This window comes from Rhodococcus sp. PAE-6 (assembly GCF_025290685.1).
Taxonomy (GTDB): domain Bacteria; phylum Actinomycetota; class Actinomycetes; order Mycobacteriales; family Mycobacteriaceae; genus Rhodococcus; species Rhodococcus pyridinivorans.
The window spans coordinates 745,888-763,768 of the sequence record NZ_JAOCLZ010000001.1 but is presented as its reverse complement, the minus strand read 5'-3'; the positions used below and the strand labels follow the sequence as shown (position 1 = coordinate 763,768).

At 69.5% G+C, this 17,881-nt stretch carries 18 protein-coding genes; 17 read left to right on the top strand and 1 reads right to left on the bottom strand.

All coding sequences use genetic code 11. The features are described 5' to 3' along the window. The first annotated feature begins 34 nt into the window (after positions 1-34). From NVV99_RS03535 to trmD, 8 genes are all read left to right on the top strand, one after another. Positions 35-373: a P-II family nitrogen regulator gene (locus NVV99_RS03535; RefSeq protein ID WP_006551220.1), complete on the top strand. Its 339-nt coding sequence runs from the start codon at positions 35-37 to the stop codon at positions 371-373. Then, positions 363-2,876 carry a [protein-PII] uridylyltransferase gene (locus NVV99_RS03530; RefSeq protein WP_024100623.1) on the top strand — a complete coding sequence of 838 codons (2,514 nt, stop codon included), beginning with the start codon at positions 363-365 and terminating at the stop codon, positions 2,874-2,876. Before NVV99_RS03535 ends, NVV99_RS03530 begins: the two co-directional genes overlap by 11 nt. A gap of 128 nt (positions 2,877-3,004) precedes the next feature. Then, a complete protein-coding gene (gene ffh / locus NVV99_RS03525; protein WP_024100624.1) occupies positions 3,005-4,573 on the top strand; it encodes a signal recognition particle protein in 1,569 nt (522 codons plus the stop codon). 88 nt (positions 4,574-4,661) lie between these two features. Beyond that, positions 4,662-5,537, top strand: coding sequence for an amidohydrolase family protein (locus tag NVV99_RS03520; protein WP_313906242.1), 876 nt, complete (start codon positions 4,662-4,664; stop codon positions 5,535-5,537). Between the two features lie 85 nt (positions 5,538-5,622). Next, complete coding sequence (rpsP, locus tag NVV99_RS03515) at positions 5,623-6,069, top strand: 30S ribosomal protein S16 (protein WP_024100625.1); 447 nt, start codon at positions 5,623-5,625, stop codon at positions 6,067-6,069. Continuing rightward, positions 6,069-6,311: an RNA-binding protein gene (locus tag NVV99_RS03510; protein ID WP_006550954.1), complete on the top strand. Its 243-nt coding sequence runs from the start codon at positions 6,069-6,071 to the stop codon at positions 6,309-6,311. The genes rpsP and NVV99_RS03510 overlap by 1 nt, the downstream gene beginning before the upstream one ends. 10 nt (positions 6,312-6,321) lie before the next feature. After that, positions 6,322-6,912 (top strand): ribosome maturation factor RimM, encoded by a 591-nt coding sequence (gene rimM / locus NVV99_RS03505; protein ID WP_019289112.1) that lies wholly within the window; start codon positions 6,322-6,324, stop codon positions 6,910-6,912. A gap of 3 nt (positions 6,913-6,915) precedes the next feature. Beyond that, the gene (gene trmD, locus NVV99_RS03500; protein ID WP_024100626.1) at positions 6,916-7,623 is read left to right on the top strand and encodes a tRNA (guanosine(37)-N1)-methyltransferase TrmD; all 708 of its coding nucleotides are present in this window, start codon (positions 6,916-6,918) and stop codon (positions 7,621-7,623) included. 18 nt (positions 7,624-7,641) lie between these two features. Here the strand turns inward: trmD and NVV99_RS03495 are convergent, their stop codons facing one another. Beyond that, the gene (locus NVV99_RS03495; protein WP_260782748.1) at positions 7,642-8,628 is read right to left on the bottom strand and encodes a hypothetical protein; all 987 of its coding nucleotides are present in this window, start codon (positions 8,626-8,628) and stop codon (positions 7,642-7,644) included. Positions 8,629-8,783: 155 nt separating this feature from the next. Between NVV99_RS03495 and NVV99_RS03490 the strand changes: the two genes are divergently transcribed. The 9 genes from NVV99_RS03490 to dprA all read left to right on the top strand — a co-directional run bounded on the left by NVV99_RS03490 (position 8,784) and on the right by dprA (position 17,872). Further along, positions 8,784-11,144: a Tex family protein gene (locus NVV99_RS03490; protein WP_024100628.1), complete on the top strand. Its 2,361-nt coding sequence runs from the start codon at positions 8,784-8,786 to the stop codon at positions 11,142-11,144. Positions 11,145-11,212: 68 nt separating this feature from the next. After that, positions 11,213-12,118 (top strand): hypothetical protein, encoded by a 906-nt coding sequence (locus NVV99_RS03485; RefSeq protein ID WP_024100629.1) that lies wholly within the window; start codon positions 11,213-11,215, stop codon positions 12,116-12,118. An 83-nt stretch (positions 12,119-12,201) separates the two neighbouring features. After that, positions 12,202-12,543, top strand: a complete 342-nt coding sequence (rplS, locus tag NVV99_RS03480) for a 50S ribosomal protein L19 (RefSeq protein WP_006550960.1) — start codon at positions 12,202-12,204, stop codon at positions 12,541-12,543. A gap of 228 nt (positions 12,544-12,771) precedes the next feature. Further along, positions 12,772-13,581, top strand: coding sequence for a signal peptidase I (lepB, locus tag NVV99_RS03475; protein WP_006550961.1), 810 nt, complete (start codon positions 12,772-12,774; stop codon positions 13,579-13,581). Next, positions 13,578-14,330 (top strand): ribonuclease HII, encoded by a 753-nt coding sequence (locus NVV99_RS03470; protein WP_024100630.1) that lies wholly within the window; start codon positions 13,578-13,580, stop codon positions 14,328-14,330. The genes lepB and NVV99_RS03470 overlap by 4 nt, the downstream gene beginning before the upstream one ends. Before the next feature lie 37 nt (positions 14,331-14,367). Next, on the top strand, positions 14,368-14,682 hold the full coding sequence (locus NVV99_RS03465) for a DUF2469 domain-containing protein (RefSeq protein ID WP_006550963.1): 315 nt from the start codon (positions 14,368-14,370) through the stop codon (positions 14,680-14,682). Positions 14,683-14,859: 177 nt separating this feature from the next. Next, on the top strand, positions 14,860-15,234 hold the full coding sequence (locus NVV99_RS03460; RefSeq protein WP_019289117.1) for a YraN family protein: 375 nt from the start codon (positions 14,860-14,862) through the stop codon (positions 15,232-15,234). Then, positions 15,234-16,742, top strand: coding sequence for a YifB family Mg chelatase-like AAA ATPase (locus NVV99_RS03455; protein ID WP_006550965.1), 1,509 nt, complete (start codon positions 15,234-15,236; stop codon positions 16,740-16,742). The genes NVV99_RS03460 and NVV99_RS03455 overlap by 1 nt, the downstream gene beginning before the upstream one ends. Further along, a complete protein-coding gene (gene dprA, locus NVV99_RS03450; RefSeq protein ID WP_024100631.1) occupies positions 16,739-17,872 on the top strand; it encodes a DNA-processing protein DprA in 1,134 nt (377 codons plus the stop codon). The genes NVV99_RS03455 and dprA overlap by 4 nt, the downstream gene beginning before the upstream one ends. Positions 17,873-17,881 lie beyond the last annotated feature (9 nt).

Here is a 17,881-nt window from a genome sequence, read left to right as displayed (position 1 = left end):
ACAGCGGCCAGCGGGCTCTGGGAAGGATGAGGATATGAAGCTGATCACGGCGATCATCAAGCCGTTCACGCTCGAGGACGTCAAGGCAGGCCTGGAGCAGGCCGGTGTGCTGGGAATGACAGTCAGCGAGGTGCAGGGGTACGGCCGCCAGAAGGGCCACACCGAGGTCTACCGCGGAGCCGAGTACTCCGTCGACTTCGTGCCGAAGGTCCGTGTCGAGGTCGTCATCGACGACTCCGCTGTCGACAAGGTCGTCGAGACCATCGTCGAGGCCTCCCGTACCGGCAAGATCGGCGACGGCAAGGTGTGGGTCACGCCCGTGGAAGCCGTTGTCCGGGTCCGCACCGGAGAACGAGGTTCGGATGCGCTCTGACCCCCAGGGGTCCGGCACTCGAGGCCCTGATCGCGCTGCTTCGGCAGCGGGATCGGGGCCTTCGGTGTCCTCGGCCCGCACAACCGCACCGGCGGGCGCCGCCGATCTGGCGGCCGCCCGCGACACCCTGCTCTCCGGCGGCCCCCGCAGCCGCCGCCTCGACACCGTGGCCCTGCGCCACGCCCTCGTGGACCTGCACGAATTCTGGTTGACGACGAAGGGCTCCGAACTCGGCATCAAGCGCGAGGGAGGCTTCGCCATCGTCGCCGTCGGGGGTCTCGGACGCCGCGAGATGCTCCCGTACTCCGATCTCGATCTCATCCTCCTCCACGACGACATGGCGCCGTCCGTCGTGTCGAAGGTCGCCGACGAGCTCTGGTACCCGCTGTGGGACGCGCACATCAAGCTCGACCACAGTGTCCGGACGGTGCCCCAGGCCCTCCAGGTGTTCTCGTCCGATCTGACGGCCGCGTTGGGAATGCTCGAGGCGCGGCACATCGCGGGCGACGCCCAGCTGAGCAATCTGCTCATCGGTGGTGTGCGACGGCAGTGGCGCACCGGCATCCGGTCCCGCTTCGACGAACTCATCGAGACGACCGAGGTGCGATGGCAGCGCAGCGGGCAGATCGCCCACCGGGCCGAACCCGACCTCAAGAGCGGTCGCGGCGGGTTGCGGGACGTGCAGTTGCTCAATGCCCTGTCCGTTGCGCAGCTCACCGACGGCATGCCAGGACTCGGACCCGACGTCCCGGGCGGCGGGCTCGCGGCCGCCCACCGGCGACTGCTCGATGTACGCACCGAGCTGCACCGCGTCGCCGGCCGCTCCCGCGACCAGCTGCGCGCGCAGGACGCCGACGAGATCGCCGCGGCGCTGCGGATCGGCGACCGTTTCGATCTTGCGCGGGTGCTCACCGAATCGGCCCGCACGATCAGCTATTCCGTCGACGTCGGTCTGCGCACCGCGGCCAATTCGCTGCCGCGCAAGGGTCTGTCGCGTCTGCGCCGCGGACCGGTGCGGCGTCCGCTCGACGAAGGGGTCGTCGAGCACGGGGGAGAGGTCGCCCTCGCACGCGACGCGCATCCGCGTCGCGATCCGGGCCTGATCACGCGGGTCGCGGCGGCCGCTGCGCAGGCCGGACTGCCCGTCTCGGCGGCCACGCTCACCCGACTCGCCGATCACGCACCGGAGCTGCGCGAACCCTGGCCCCGCGAAGCCCTCGACGACTTCCTGGTGCTGCTCGGCTCGGGACGTCGCGCGGTCGACGTCATCGAGTCGCTGGACCGCACCGGACTGTGGGGGAGGTTGCTCCCCGAATGGGGTGCGGTGCGCGACCTGCCGCCCCGCGACGCCGTCCACACGTGGACCGTCGACAGGCACCTCGTCGAGACCGCCGTGTACGCGAGCGAACTGACGACGCGGGTCTCCCGTCCGGACCTGCTCGTTCTCGGCGCGTTGCTGCACGACATCGGGAAGGGACGCGGCGGCGACCACAGCGTGGTCGGTGCCGAACTGGCCCTGCAGATCGGGCGGCGGATGGGCCTGTGGCCTTCGGATCTGGCGCTGCTCACCTCGATGGTGCGGCACCATCTGCTCCTGCCGCACACCGCGACCCGCCGCGACCTCGACGATCCGGAGACCGTGGCCGCGGTCGTCGGCGCCCTCGACGGGGATCCGGTGCTGCTCGACCTGCTCCACGCCTTGGCCGAGGCGGATTCGCAGGCCACCGGCCCGGGGGTGTGGGGGGACTGGAAGGCGTCGCTGATCCGGGAACTCGTGCGCCGCTGCCGCATGATGATGGCGGGGGACGAGCTGCCGGCACCGGATCCGATCGATCCCGCCCTCGCGAACCTCGCCGAGGACGGCGCCCTGCACGTCGCGCTCGAACCACGCGAGGACGGCCGCAGCTTCTCCGCGACCTTCGTCGCGCCCGACGAGCGGGGCGTGCTCTCCGACGAGGCCGGTGTGCTCTCCCTGCACGGTCTGCGGGTGCTGTCGGCCTCGATCGGCAGTCACGCCGGCAGCACGGTCAACAGCTTCGTCGTGGCTCCGAGATTCGGTTCACCGCCCGAAGCGGCCCTGCTCCGGCAGGAACTCGTGCGGGCGCGCTCCGGCGATCTCGACCTCCTCGGTGCCCTCGAGGCCAAGGACCGCGCCGAACGCGAGAGCCGGCTTCCCGAGCGAACGGCCCGGGCGGTTCCCGTCAGCGCCGCTCTCGCGCCGCCGCGGATCATCTGGTTCGAAGGATCCGAATCGGACCAGGTCGTGCTCGAGATCCGGTCGGAGGACCGGATCGGTCTGCTGTGCCGTCTCGCGGACGTCTTCGAGCGTGTCGGAGCCGACGTGCGGTGGGCGCGGGTGAGCACGCTGGGTTCGACGGTGATCGACTCGTTCTGCGTCGATCTCGCCGGTGCCCACACCCGTGTCTCCCGGGAACATCTCGAGAAGGAACTGTTGTCGGTCCTGCCTGCTCCCGAGCCGCCCGCACCCGTCGACAGAGCGTGACCGACGGATCGTGACAGCGCGGGTGGCCCGCGCTGTGGTGTGGCCACCCGCGATCGCGACGGATCGGGAGCGGTTACCCTGGTTCGCAGCAATGTCCGCATCTTCGTCAGAGCTCAGGAGCGCATTCGGTGTTCGAATCCCTTTCCGACAGGTTGACAGGGGTCCTGAAGGACCTGCGCGGCAAGGGGCGGCTGTCCGACGCGGACATCGACGCGACCTGCCGTGAGATCCGCCTCGCCCTGCTCGAGGCCGACGTCGCGCTGCCCGTCGTGCGCGAGTTCATCAAGAAGATCAAGGTGCGCGCCAAGGGCGCCGAGGTGCATGGCGCGCTCAACCCGGCCCAGCAGGTCGTCAAGATCGTCAACGAGGAACTCGTCGGGATCCTCGGCGGCGAGACCCGTCGTCTGCAGTTCGCGAAGAACCCGCCGACGGTCATCATGCTCGCCGGTCTGCAGGGTGCCGGTAAGACCACGCTCGCGGGTAAGCTCGCGAAGTGGCTCAAGGCGCAGGGGCACACCCCGATGCTGGTCGCCTGCGACCTCCAGCGCCCCGGCGCTGTGACCCAGCTGCAGGTGGTCGGTGAGCGTGCCGGCGTGTCGGTCTTCGCGCCCCATCCCGGCACCTCCATCGGCGGAGGCGAGAACGAACTCGGAGTCACCGCCGCCGACCCGATCGCCGTGGCCGAGCAGGGCATCGCCGAGGCGCGCAACAAGCAGTACGACGTGGTCATCGTCGACACCGCCGGTCGCCTCGGTATCGACCAGGAACTCATGGCGCAGGCCGCGGGCATCCGCGACGCCGTGCAGCCCGACGAGGTGTTGTTCGTCCTCGACGCGATGATCGGTCAGGACGCCGTGAGCACAGCCGAGGCGTTCCGCGAGGGCGTCGGCTTCACCGGCGTGGTGCTCACCAAGCTCGACGGCGACGCTCGCGGAGGTGCCGCGCTCAGCGTCCGCGAGCTCACCGGCCAGCCGATCATGTTCGCCTCCACCGGTGAGAAGCTCGAGGACTTCGACGTCTTCCACCCCGAGCGCATGGCCAGCCGCATCCTCGGCATGGGCGACGTGCTCACCCTGATCGAGCAGGCCGAGCAGGTCTTCGACGCCGAGCAGGCCGAGGCCACCGCCAACAAGATCGGTTCCGGCGAGCTCACCCTCGAGGACTTCCTCGAGCAGATGATGGCCGTGCGGAAGATGGGCCCCATCGCCAATCTCCTGGGCATGCTGCCCGGAGCCGGGCAGATGAAGGACGCCCTCGCCAACGTCGACGAGAAGCAGCTCGACCGCATCCAGGCGATCATCCGCGGCATGACGCCGGAGGAGCGCGCCAACCCGAAGATCATCAACGGCTCGCGGCGATTGCGCATCGCCAACGGTTCCGGTGTGAAGGTCTCCGACGTCAACCAGCTCGTCGACCGGTTCTTCGAGGCCCGGAAGATGATGACGGCCATGGCCGGCCAGATGGGCATGCCGGGCGCACGCAAGAATCAGCGCAAGAAGGGCAAGAAGGGGAAGAAGGGCGGTCGCGGACCGACGCCGCCGAAGGTGCGGGGCGGTATGCCCGGCGGCTTCCCCGGTCTCCCGGGTGGCATGCCAGCCGGGATGCCCGACCTGTCGAAGATGCCGAAGGGCCTCGACGAGCTTCCTCCGGGACTCGAGAACTTCGACCTGTCGAAGCTGAAGTTCCCCAAGAACTGAGCCGGGCCGGGGGATGACCGTGACCGAGGGTGATGCGCGTTCCTTCGTCGTGTGAGGCCGGTCGTTGGCCGACGGCGAACCCGTCGAACTGTTCGTCGGGGCCGACGGAGCGTTCACGGCCGAGCCCGGCCGCGACGGCGAGGTGCTCTGCGCCGACGGCTGGATCCTGCCGGGCCTCGTCGACGCGCACTGCCATGTCGGCCTCCGGTTCGGTGGGGGAGCCGAGGACGAGGAGGGTCTGCTCGCGCAGGCCGTCACCGAACGCGACGCGGGTGTCCTGCTGCTCCGCGACGCCGGGTCGCCTGTCGACACCCGGGCCCTCGATCAGCGGGCGGACCTGTCCCGGATCATCCGGGCCGGCCGGCACATCGCGCTGCCCAAGCGTTACATCCGCGGGCTGCCCGTCGACCTCGAGGACGAGTCGCAGCTGCCCGACGAAGTGGCCCGTCAGGCCCAGGCCGGTGAGGGCTGGGTCAAACTCATCGGCGACTGGATCGACCGGGAGGCCGGCGACCTCGCGCCGCTGTGGAGCGACGAGATCCTCGTCGAGGCGATCGCCGCGGCCCACCGCGAGGGCGCGCGGGTGACGGCGCACGTCCTCGGTGAGGACGCCCTGTCCGGACTGCTCGCGGCGGGGATCGACTGCATCGAACACGGCACTGGCCTGACCGACGAGACCATCGGCGCCGCCCACGAGGCCGGCATCCCGATCTACGCGGGCACCGATGCAGGTGGCCAGGTGCAGCACGGGCGCATCGCCGACGAGATTGCATCGCTCGTGCGTGTGGGTCTCGACCCGACCGAGGCGTACGCTGTGCGGCCGGGTGGTCTCGGGGCGCCCCGCGCGGCTGTAGAGAGGGTGCGCGGAGTCACCGGGTGCCGGTTTCGTCCTGGCTCGCGCGTCTGGCAGAATGGTTCGCTGTCGTCGCATCCGGTTACGTACCGCGCGGCGGTCACAGGCTAGAGGCAAAACCGGGCGTGCCAGAAGGGCGCGTCGTCCGAATTGCACGTGACACGCGCCTCGGCGCACCCCGAAGGAGAACACAGCAGTGGCTGTCAAGATCAAGCTCACCCGTCTCGGCAAGATCCGCAACCCGCAGTACCGCGTCGTCATTGCGGACTCGCGCACCCGTCGCAACGGCCGGGCCATCGAGACCATCGGCAAGTACCACCCCAAGGAAGAGCCCTCGCTGATCGAGATCGACTCGGAGCGTGCGCAGTACTGGCTGGCCGTCGGCGCGCAGCCGACCGAGCCGGTCCTCAACCTCCTCAAGGTCACGGGTGACTGGCAGAAGTTCAAGGGCCTGCCGGGCGCCGAGGGCACCTTGAGGAAGGCGGAGCCGAAGCCGTCCAAGCTCGAGCTGTTCCAGGCCGCTCTCGCGCAGGCCGAGAACGAGCCGGCTGCCGAGGCCGTCACGCCCAAGAAGAAGAAGGCTGCCAAGGAAGAGGCCGCCGAGGCGTCCACCGAGGCCGAGTCCACCGAGGCCGCCGAGTAATGAGCGCCGTGGTCGCCGATGCCGTCGAGCATCTCGTTCGTGGAATCGTCGCCCATCCCGACGACGTCCGCGTCGACCTGATCGCGGGCCGTCGGGGCCGCACCGTCGAGGTGCACGTCAATCCCGACGACCTCGGCAAGGTCATCGGCCGCGGCGGTCGCACCGCGACCGCGTTGCGGACCCTCGTCACCGGAATCGGTGGCCGGGGTATCCGTGTGGACGTCGTCGACACCGACCGCTAGGCGAGCGTCGATGGAGCTCGTCGTGGGCCGTGTGGCCAAGTCGCACGGCATCAGAGGCGAAGTCGTCGTCGAGGTTCGCACCGACGAACCCGAAGAGCGCTTCGCCGTCGGCGCGGTCCTGCGTGGCCGTAAGCCTCGCGACAGGCACCTGCACGAGTACACAGTGGAAGCCGCCCGGGAGCACTCCGGGCGGCTTCTGCTGCGCCTGCAGGGCATCGACGGTCGCGACGCCGCCGACGCACTGCGTGGGGTGCTGTTCGTCGTCGACAGCGCCGACCTTCCGCCGTCCGACGACCCGGACGAGTTCTACGACCACGAACTCGAAGGGCTGACGGTGCGGATCGTCGCCGGTCGCCCCGACGGCGGAACCGAGGTCGGCACCGTCCGCGAGGTCCTGCACACGGCCGCCGGCGAACTGCTGTCGATCCGGCCAGCCGGCCAGGAGCGCGGAGAGTTACTCGTCCCGTTCGTCACCGAGATCGTCCCGACGGTGTCGGTCCGGGACGGCGTGATCGAGATCGATCCGCCCGAAGGACTCCTCGACCCCGACTTCGGGGAACCGCCGTCCAAGAAGAAGAAGTCGACCGAGGGGAAGCAGTAGTCCGTGCGGCTCGACGTCGTCACCATCTTCCCCGAATATCTCGAACCCCTGCGCGTCGCCCTGCTCGGCAAGGCGATCGACAAGGGGCTCATCTCCGTCGGTGTGCACAACCTGCGCGACTGGACGCACGACGTGCACAAGGCCGTCGACGACGCGCCCTACGGCGGCGGACCGGGCATGGTCATGAAACCCACCGTGTGGGGACCGGCGCTCGACGACGTGCTCGCCGGGCCCGACGGTGAAACCGATCCCGACGTACTGCTCGTCGTCCCGACGCCCGCCGGTCGCCGCTTCGATCAGACCACCGCACAACGGTGGTCGAAGGAGAAGCGGATCGTCTTCGCCTGCGGCCGCTACGAAGGAATCGACCAGCGCGTCTTCGACGATGCCGCGCGGCGCGTGCGCGTCGAAGAAGTGAGCATCGGCGACTACGTCCTCATCGGTGGGGAAGTCGCCGTCCTCGTCATGGTCGAGGCCGTCGTCCGTCTGCTGCCCGGTGTACTCGGCAATCAGGCGTCGCATCAAGAGGATTCGTTTTCCGACGGACTGCTCGAAGGGCCGAGTTACACTCGGCCGGCGGTGTGGCGCGACCTCGAGGTGCCACCGGTGCTGCTGTCCGGCGACCACGGCAAGGTCGCTCGCTGGCGCCACGAGCAGTCGCTCGAACGCACCCGCGAACGACGACCCGATCTGCTCCCGTCCGACGACTGACGCCGGGCCCGACGGTCCTCAGGGCCGGTGCGCGCTTCCGAGCGTCGTCTCGACCGCCAGCGTGACGGTCTCGCGCGCGTGTTGCGCGCTCCCGTCGTCCGTCGCGTCGTACATCGCCGTGTCGGGCAGGAAACCGGTGTCGTAGAAGGGATCCGACTCTTCGTAGGTGACGGTCTCCCGCGCCGCGACCACGACCGCGTACCGGTGGTCGTCGCCGAAGAACCCGGTGGACAGGTGCAGCCATTCACCGGCCAGGCAGCACATCCACCCCTGCTTCACACCCAGGTCCGTGGAGTCGCCGAGACCCTCGGGAAGCCCGAAACGCTGGTCGTATCCGTCGATGCCCTCGTCGGTGAACTCCACCAGATGGCCGACGATCCGGGCCGCGCTCTCATCACCGGAGGCACTGTCGCCGAGCAGATCGTCGTACCAGGTCAGCAGGTCCGACGCCGTCGTGGTCGTGTTCCACCACCAGGACCCCGGATCCGGGGGAGTTGTGCCGGTCAGGTTGTGCCGCTCCACGACGTGCTCGACGATCTCGGGACCACCGTAGGTTTCCCACAACAGCGTCGCCGCGTTGTCGTCCGACGACCGCAGCATCGACCGGATCAACTCGTGGTCCTCATCGGCGAGCGTCGCCTCGCCCGTCACCTCGCGGTACAGGACCTCCTCGGCGATGAACAGCTTCACCGTCGAGGCGGTCTCGAAGGGTTCGTCCGAACCGCCGAGCACGCGGGTCCCGGATTCACGGTCGAGCACGGCGACAGTCAGGCGCGCTCCGCGGCTGTCGGCGAGCGCGACGGCCGCGTCGATCTGTCGGGGCAGTTCGGCCGTCGACAGCGTCACGGTCGATTCGTCGGAATCGGTGTCCGTCACCGAGGCGAGACCGAGCGCCTCGTGCGGGAGCGGATGGGAGTCCATCGATTCGCAGCCGGATACGGCCAGTGCGGTGGCCACGCACAGCATCATCGCGCCCGATCGTGCGCGTCCGCGCCCGTGCTTCATGTCCGGTTCCTGCATTCCATTGTGCTGTGGACGATAGCGCCGGTCCACCCGGCAGCCTGCACGGACCCCGCTCGCGAGCGCGAGTGCCGTTACGCGCGCGGGCGCCCTACGGTCACAGGCGCGGGCGGGGGACGGCAACTGTAGGGTCGTTCGACGTGACGACCGAACTCGACACCGTGAACCAGCGGATCGCCCAGGAACTCGACGTCCGCGAAGACCAGGTCGCTGCGGCCGTGGGACTGCTCGACGGCGGCGCGACCGTGCCGTTCGTCGCGCGCTACCGTAAGGAGGCGACCGGCGGGCTCGACGACGCCCAGCTGCGCACCCTCGAGGAACGCCTCCGCTATCTGCGTGAACTCGACGAGCGCCGTGTCGCGATCCTCGAATCGATCGAGGCGCAGGGCAAGCTCGACGACACGCTGCGCGGACAGATCATGCTCGCCGACACCAAGGCGCGGCTCGAGGACATCTACCTGCCGTTCAAGCCGAAGCGGCGCACCAAGGCGCAGATCGCGCGCGAGGCCGGTCACGAACCCGTCGCCGACGCGCTCATCGGCGACCCCACCACCGACCCCGCCGGATACACCTCCGAGCAGCTCGACGGAGCGCGCGCCATCCTCGTCGAACGCTTCGCCGAGGACGCGGACCTCGTCGGCGAGCTCCGCGAGGCGATGTGGACGCGCGGCAAGGTGAGCTCCACCGTGCGGTCCGGCAAGGAGAACGACGGCGCGAAGTTCTCCGACTACTTCGAGTTCTCGGAACCGTTCACCCAGCTGCCCTCGCACCGCATTCTCGCCCTCCTGCGCGGCGAGAAGGAGGAGGTGCTGTCGCTGTCGTTCGATCCCGAGATCGACGAGCCGGTGCCTGGTGAGCGCACCTACTACGAGGGCCGGATCGCGACGCGCTTCGGCATCGCCGACGAGGGACGCGCCGCCGACAAGTGGCTGCTCGACACTGTGCGGTGGGCGTGGCGCACCAAGCTGCAGATGTCGCTGTCGCTGGACATCAGGATGCGGCTGCGGCAGTCCGCCGAGAAGGACGCGGTCGACGTCTTCGCCGCCAACCTCAAGGACCTGCTGCTCGCCGCACCGGCCGGAACGCGACCGACGATGGGCCTCGACCCCGGCTACCGCACCGGCACGAAGGTCGCCGTCGTCGACGCGACCGGCAAGGTCGTCGACCACGCCACCATCTATCCGCATCAGCCGCACAACAAGCGTGACGAGGCCCTCGCGGTGCTCGCCGCGCTGGTCGCGCGGCACGGTGTCGAACTGATCGCCATCGGCAACGGCACGGCGTCGCGCGAGACAGACGCTCTCGCAGCCGAACTCGTGTCGCTGGCGAAGGTGCCCGGGCTGACGAAGATCGTGGTGTCCGAGGCGGGCGCGTCCGTCTACTCGGCCTCCGAGTACGCCACCAAGGAACTCCCGGATCTCGACGTGTCCATCCGTGGTGCGGTCTCCATCGCGCGCCGCTTGCAGGATCCACTCGCCGAACTGGTCAAGATCGACCCGAAGTCGATCGGGGTCGGCCAGTACCAGCACGACGTGTCCGAGACGATGCTCGCGCGGTCGCTGGGCGCGGTCGTCGAGGACGCGGTGAACGCCGTTGGCGTCGACGTCAACACGGCATCTGTCCCGCTGCTGTCGCGGGTCTCGGGGATCACCGGCTCGCTCGCGGAGAGCATCGTCGCCCACCGCGACCAGAACGGTCCGTTCCGTGCACGGCGAGCGCTCGAGGACGTTCCGCGACTCGGCCCGAAGGCCTTCGAACAGTGCGCGGGCTTCCTGCGCATCCCCAACGGCGACGACCCGCTCGACGCGTCCGCGGTGCACCCCGAGGCGTATCCGGTGGTGCGGCGGATCGTCGACCGGACCGGCAGCAGCGTCCGCGAACTGCTCGGCAATATCGCGACCCTGCGGAAGCTGCGCGCCGACGAGTTCGCCGACGACCGCTTCGGTGTCCCGACCGTCACCGACATCATCTCCGAGCTCGAGAAGCCCGGCCGCGACCCGCGTCCGGAGTTCAAGACCGCGACGTTCGCCGCCGGTGTCGAGAAGGTCGCCGACCTGAAGCCCGGCATGGTCCTCGAAGGAGTGGTCACCAACGTCGCGGCCTTCGGTGCGTTCGTCGACGTCGGTGTGCACCAGGACGGCCTCGTGCACGTCTCCGCGATGTCGCGCAGCTTCGTGAAGGATCCGCACGACGTCGTCCGGTCCGGTGAGGTCGTCAAGGTGAAGGTTCTCGAGGTCGACGTCGCGCGCCAGCGCATCGGTCTGACGCTGCGCCTCGACGACGAGGTCCCCACCCCGGGCGCCGAGAAGTCGGGCGGCCAGCCGCGCGGAGGTGGCCGTCGCCCCGGAGGTCAGGGCAGCGGCAACCAGGGCGGCGGTCGTGGACGCAGCGGTCAGGGCAATCGTGGGCAGCAGGGCCGTGGCGGCGACCGCCGTTCGACGCCGGCCGCCTCCGGATCCTTGGCCGACGCCCTGCGACGCGCCGGTTTCGGCAACAACTGACGCGAATCACCGGGTCACTCCTGCAATGCTGTGGACATGAGATCCACGGTGGCCGGGGTGATCCGGTGATGCTCGACTGGATGCGGCGCGAGATCGTCGATCAGGGCCGCCTGCCGCTGCTGTTCTTCTTGCTCGGTTTCGTGGCCGCGTTCGTCTTCATCCGGATCAGCGTGCGGTTGATCCGCGCGCAGGTGCGCTGGTGGCCCGGCAACATCACCCCGGGCGGTCAGCACGTGCACCACGTGGTGTTCGGTGTCGTCACGATGGTGATCGCCGGTGGGGGACTGATCGCGATCTCGGAGGACGCGAACCGCGTCGCCGCGTGCATCCTCGCGGCGCTCTTCGGAGTCGGCGCCGCACTGACACTCGACGAGTTCGCGTTGATCTTCTATCTGAACGACGTGTACTGGGAAGAACAGGGACGGGTGTCCGTCGACGCCGTCTTCGTGGCGATCGCCGTGACCGGGATGTGGTTGCTCGGTCTGCGACCGTTCGAACTCGGGGACACCACGAACTTCGAGGACAGCGGTGACTGGGCCGGACGGGCCGCGCTGGTGGTGGCCGTGCTCGTGAACCTCCTGCTCGCCGCGATCGTCCTGGCGAAAGGAAAGATCTGGACGGGCCTGGTGGGGCTGTTCGTCGTTCCGCTGCTGTGGGTCGGCGCGATCCGGCTCTCCCGGCCCGGCGCGCCCTGGGCTCGCTGGCGGTACGGCAAGCGGCCCCGTCGCATGGCGCGCGCGCTCGAACGCGAACGTCGACTGCGGCGCCCGGTGATCCGCGCCAAGATCTTCGTGCAGGATCTCGTCGCGGGCGCACCGACGCTCGAAACCGTGCGGGGCAGTGTCGAGCACTCGCGCACCGCGACCGAGGCCGAACTGGACCGTCGCGTCAAGCCGGCGCCACCGCCGATTTCATCGATCGATGTTCCGTCTGGCACAATGGACGGGTTGCCCCGTTCGGGCACGCCTACCTGACCTGGGCACGAACCGGTCGAGCCCGCCACACGGCGGTCGCCGCCAGGTTCCTCTGCTCGAGCGAACAAGAGGATGAAAAACCGATGAACACCCTGGACTTTCTGGACGCCAAGTCGCTGCGCGACGACATCCCGGACTTCCGTCCCGGCGACACTCTCGACGTGCACGTCAAGGTCATCGAGGGCAGCAAGGAGCGTGTGCAGGTCTTCAAGGGCGTCGTGATTCGGCGTCAGGGCGGCGGCATCCGCGAGACCTTCACCGTCCGCAAGGTTTCCTTCGGCGTCGGCGTGGAGCGCACCTTCCCGGTCCACAGCCCCAACCTCGCCAAGATCGACGTGCTGACCCGTGGCGACGTCCGTCGCGCGAAGCTCTACTACCTGCGTGAGCTGCGCGGCAAGGCTGCCAAGATCAAGGAGAAGCGCTGATCTTCGGCCGCTGACCAGCCCCTCGGGCTGCTCGGCACGGCTCCCGAGCCACCCGATACAGCATCCGACGACCCGGCCCGGACTTCCGTCCCGGCCGGGTCGTCGTCGTTGTGGGCAGCGGTCTGTCGCTCTCCCGTCCGGTCGACGGTCGTCCTCGGCGGGCCGCCGTGCCGCAGACGCTAGTCTGTCGAGGTGGCAGATTCCCCGCACGATCCGGCTCGACCGGATGTGAACCGCAACGATGTTCGAGGTTCGGCTCGGAGCGATCGAGCCGACGGTGCACACCACCGGCGCGAGGACCCCGCAGCGAAGGACACCGCCCCGAAGGCGAAGAAGCAGAAGTCGTTCTGGCGTGAACTGCCGATCCTGGTCGTCGTCGCACTGGCCCTGAGCTTCCTGCTGCAGACCTTCGTGGCGCGGGTCTATCTCATCCCCTCGGAGTCGATGGAGCCGACACTGCACGGCTGCCCGGGCTGCACCGGCGACCGCATCGTCGTCGAGAAGGTGGGATACCGCTTCACCGACCCCCGTCCCGGCGACGTCATCGTCTTCGAAGGCCCCGACTCGTGGTCGGCCGGCTACACCTCGACCCGTTCCGACAACGTCGTCGTGCGGGGACTGCAGGAGATCGGTTCGCTCGTCGGCGTCGTGCCGCCGGACGAGAACGACCTCGTCAAGCGCGTGATCGCGACCGGCGGGCAGACGGTGGAATGCTGCGACGACCAGGGCCGTGTCCTCGTCGACGGTGTCCCGCTCGACGAGCCGTACGTGACCATGGACTTCCCGTTCACCCCGGGTGTCGTCACCTGCGAGACCGAGGTCCCCTCCGGGCGTTGCTTCGGGCCCGTCACCGTGCCCGAGGGCCACGTCTGGGTGATGGGCGACAACCGCAGTAACTCGGCCGACTCGCGCTACCACGTCGGGGACGAGCACCAGGGCTCGATCCCGCTGGACAATGTCATCGGAAAAGCCCGCTTCATCGTGCTGCCTCCCGGCCGATGGGGCCTCATCGACTCACCGGAGATCCTTCCCTCGTGACTGCTTGGCCACCTCGACCCGTGATCCGTCGCTCCTCCGGACTGCGCACCATGGAGTCCGCGCTCGCGCGGTGCGGTCTCGGTCCGGTAGCGGGGGTCGACGAAGCCGGCCGCGGTGCCTGCGCCGGGCCGCTCGTCGTCGCCGCGTGCGTGCTCGGCGACCGGCCGCACGCGTCGCTCGACCGGCTCGACGATTCGAAGAAGCTCACCGAACGCATCCGCGAGGAGTTGTACTCGGTGATCGTGCGACGCGCCCGGGCGTGGAGCGTGGTGGTGATCCCCGCGGAGGAGGTCGACGCGATCGGCATCCACGTCGCCAACATCGAAGGCATGCGACGCGCGGTGGCAGGTCTGTCGACTCCGCCCGGTTACGTGCTGACCGACGGTTTCCGGGTGCCCGGACTGCCCGCGCCGTCGCTGCCCGTGATCGGCGGCGACGCGGCGGCCGCGTGCATCGCGGCGGCCAGCGTGCTCGCGAAGGTTACACGCGATCGCATGATGGTCGACCTCGACGGCGAGCTACCGGAGTACGGTTTCGCAGTACACAAGGGCTACAGCACTCCGACGCACATGGCGGCGTTGGCCGAGCACGGCCCGTCGCCGCAGCACCGGCGGTCGTGGGCCAATGTGCGCTCGGTGTGCGGAGTGCCCGCAGTGCGACGTCGGCTGTTCGCCGACGACCTGGTTCGTCGATCGTATGCAGACGACCTGGGGCGTCGATTGTTCACCGACGAGGCGGATGCGGGATGATTGCAGGACACACCAGACTGGGAGGACACCGAGACCGATGAGTGCCGAGGATCTCGAGAAGTACGAAACCGAGATGGAACTCTCGCTGTACAGGGAGTACCGGGACATCGTCGGTCAGTTCGCGTACGTCGTGGAGACCGAACGCCGGTTCTACCTGGCGAACGCGGTGGAATTGCTGCCGCACAACGCCAACGGCGAAGTGTACTTCGAGGTGCGCATGTCCGACGCCTGGGTGTGGGACATGTACCGTCCCGCCCGCTTCGTCAAGCACGTCCGTGTCATCACCTTCAAGGACGTCAACATCGAAGAGCTCGACAAGCCCGAACTGAGACTGCCCGACAAGCTGGGCTGACGCCCTCGGGGATGACCCTGCGCACAGCGGCCGCATCCTAGCCGGGGCGCCGACACCGAGCCGTTTTCCGTGGCTCGTCGCCCGCCGTTGTGCACAGGCACCGCACTCATCCACAGTTTCCCCGATCTTCGTGCTCGGATCCCGATTCCGCGTGCCCCGGTCCTCCACAGTGGGGGCATGCAGGGGACCAATCGGACATCACACAACCGGGATCTGGGCGCGCGAGGCGAGGATCTTGCCGCCGAATACCTCGAGTCGACCGGCATGGTCGTGCTCGAACGGAACTGGCGCAGCCGATACGGCGAACTCGATCTCATCGCACAGGACGGCGCGTCCGTCGTCTTCGTCGAGGTCAAGACCCGCACCGGCACCGGCTACGGCACCCCCGCCGAGGCGGTGACGCCCGCGAAGGCCGAACGGATCCGTCGCCTCGCCGGACAGTGGTTGTCCGAGCAGACGCGCCGCTGGTCGCACATCCGCGTCGATGTGGTCACCGTCCTGCTCGCGCGGGGACACGCCCCGGAGATCACCCATCGCAAGCAGGTCCTCTGATGGCGCTCGGCCGTGCCTGGTCGGTCGCCGTCTCCGGGATCGACGGGCAGGTCGTCGAGATCGAAGCCGACATCGGGCGAGGTCTGCCGGGCGTGACGATGGTCGGGCTGCCCGACACCGCGCTCCAGGAGTCGCGCGACCGGGTGCGCGCCGCCGTGTCGAATTCCGGTGCCAAGTGGCCGGATTCGAAGGTCGTGCTCGCACTGTCGCCGGCCACGCTGCCGAAGGTCGGCAGTGTCTACGATCTCGGACTGGCGTGCGCGGTGCTCGACGCAGCGGATGTCGTGCCGACCGAGGCCGTCTCCCGGACGGTGCTGCTCGGCGAACTCGCGCTCGACGGGCGCGTCAGGCCGGTGCGCGGTGTGCTGCCCGCCGTGCTCACGGCGAAGAAACACGGCTGGTCGCGCGTGGTGGTGCCGACCGCGACGATGACCGAAGCGGCGCTCGTCGACGGCATCGACGTCTACGGCGCCGAGACACTGCGCGAGTTGGTGCTCTGGCTCCAGGGCGACGGTCCGCTCGAACGGCCCGATCCGCGCGCGCTGCCACCGCGGGCGGTGCGCGGCGATCTCAGCGAAGTGGTCGGCCAGCACGAAGCGCGTCGCGCGATCGAGGTCGCTGCGGCCGGCGCGCACCACCTGATGTTGACCGGCCCGCCGGGAATCGGGAAAACAATGCTCGCGCAGCGACTTCCGGGGATCCTGCCGGACCTGGACGAAAGTCACGCCCTCGAGGTGACGGCCATCCATTCGGTGGCGGGCACCCTCACCAGCGACCGGCCGCTCGTGACGGAACCGCCCTTCATCGCGCCCCATCACACGGCGTCGGTGAGTTCGCTGATCGGAGGCGGTACCGGCATGGCGAAACCCGGCGCGGTGAGCCGGGCACACCGTGGCGTGCTGTTCCTCGACGAGGTCGCCGAGATGGGGACGAAGACACTCGAAGCGCTGCGGACGCCGCTCGAGGACGGGGAGGTGCGCATCGCCCGCCGGGACGGTGTCGCGCGATATCCGGCCCGCTTCCAGCTGATCCTCGCCGCCAACCCGTGCCCGTGCGCACCACCACGCGACGCCGACTGCGTGTGTGCGCCGACCGCACGTCGCCGCTATCTGGGGCGTCTGTCGGGCCCGCTCCTCGACCGCGTCGACCTGCGGGTCCGGATGCAAGCCGTCGCGACCAGCGCGTTGATGGGGGAGACCGGCGAGAGCACCGACGACGTACGGGCGCGCGTCGCCCGGGCGAGAGCCGCGGCACGCGAGCGGTGGGCCGAGCACGGCTGGGCCACCAACGCCGAGGTGCCCGGGCCGGCTCTCCGGCAGAAGTTCCGTCTTCCACGTGCTGCGCTCGAACCCGTCGAATGGGCGCTGCGCAAGGGCGCCATCACCGCGCGAGGAGCGGATCGGGCACTGCGGGTCGCGTGGACGCTGAGCGACCTCGACGGTTCTGATTCGCCGACGGCGACGCACGTCGCTGCCGCACTCGACTTCCGGGATCGGGGTGTCGCATGAGCGGGCACGGCGACGAACGGCGCCTGGCCTGGGCCTATCTGTCGACCGTCGCACAGGGTGCGTCACGTTCGTTGTCGGCGGCAGTGGAAGCCGAGGGTGTACTCGAGGTGGCAGCCGCCATCCGGTCGGGTGCGGGCCTCGACGAACTCTCGTCGCGGTACTCGGTGCGGGCACACCTCGATACCGCGGCACGGGATCTCGATCGTTTGGGACGCGCCGGCGGGCGACTGGTCACGCCCGACGACGACGAATGGCCTGCCTGGCAGATGCTCGGCTTCGGCACTCTCGACACCGCGACCGACGCCGAAGGGCCACCCCTCGCGCTGTGGGTGTGGGGGAGCCGGCGGATCGACGACCTCGCCGAACGCGCGATCGGCATCGTCGGGACCCGCGCCGCGAGCGGTTACGGGGAGCACGTCACCGCCGAGATCGCCGGGGATCTCGCCGCCGACGGATGGACGGTCGTGTCCGGCGCGGCCTTCGGCGTCGACGCGGCCGCACACCGCGCGGCGCTCGGGGTGGGTGGCACCACCGTCGCGATCCTGGCCTGCGGTGTCGACCGGGCGTATCCGGCGGCACACGCGACGATGTTGCGGCGGATCTCCGAATCGGGTCTGGTGGTGAGCGAGTATCCCCCGGGCACGACTCCGGCGCGGTACCGGTTCCTCGCCCGCAACCGGCTGATCGCGGCGTTGTCCGCCGGCACGGTCGTCGTCGAGGCGGGCTGGCGCAGCGGGGCGCGCAACACCGCGGCGTGGGCGCGACGACTCGGGCGGCCTGTCATGGCGGTGCCCGGACCGGTGACCTCGGCGGCCTCGCAGGGCTGTCACCGCATGATCAGGGAGGGCGAGGCGCGTCTGGTGGGCGCGGCGCGCGACGTCGTCGAGGAGTGCGGTCCGCTGCTGGCGGGCGGGGACGACGACCTCGACGGCCTGTTCCGCCGCGACCTGGACGGATTGTCGGGCGACATGGCCCTGGTCTACGAGGCGCTTCCGGCGTCGGATGTCTGTGATCCGGCGATGGTGGCCGAGTCCGCGGGGCTGCCGATCGAGCGGGTGCGGGCGGCGCTGCCCCTGCTCGAACTCGACGGTCTGGTGGTGGTGACGGACGGAGGGTGGCGGCGGGCGTGACGGCGGATC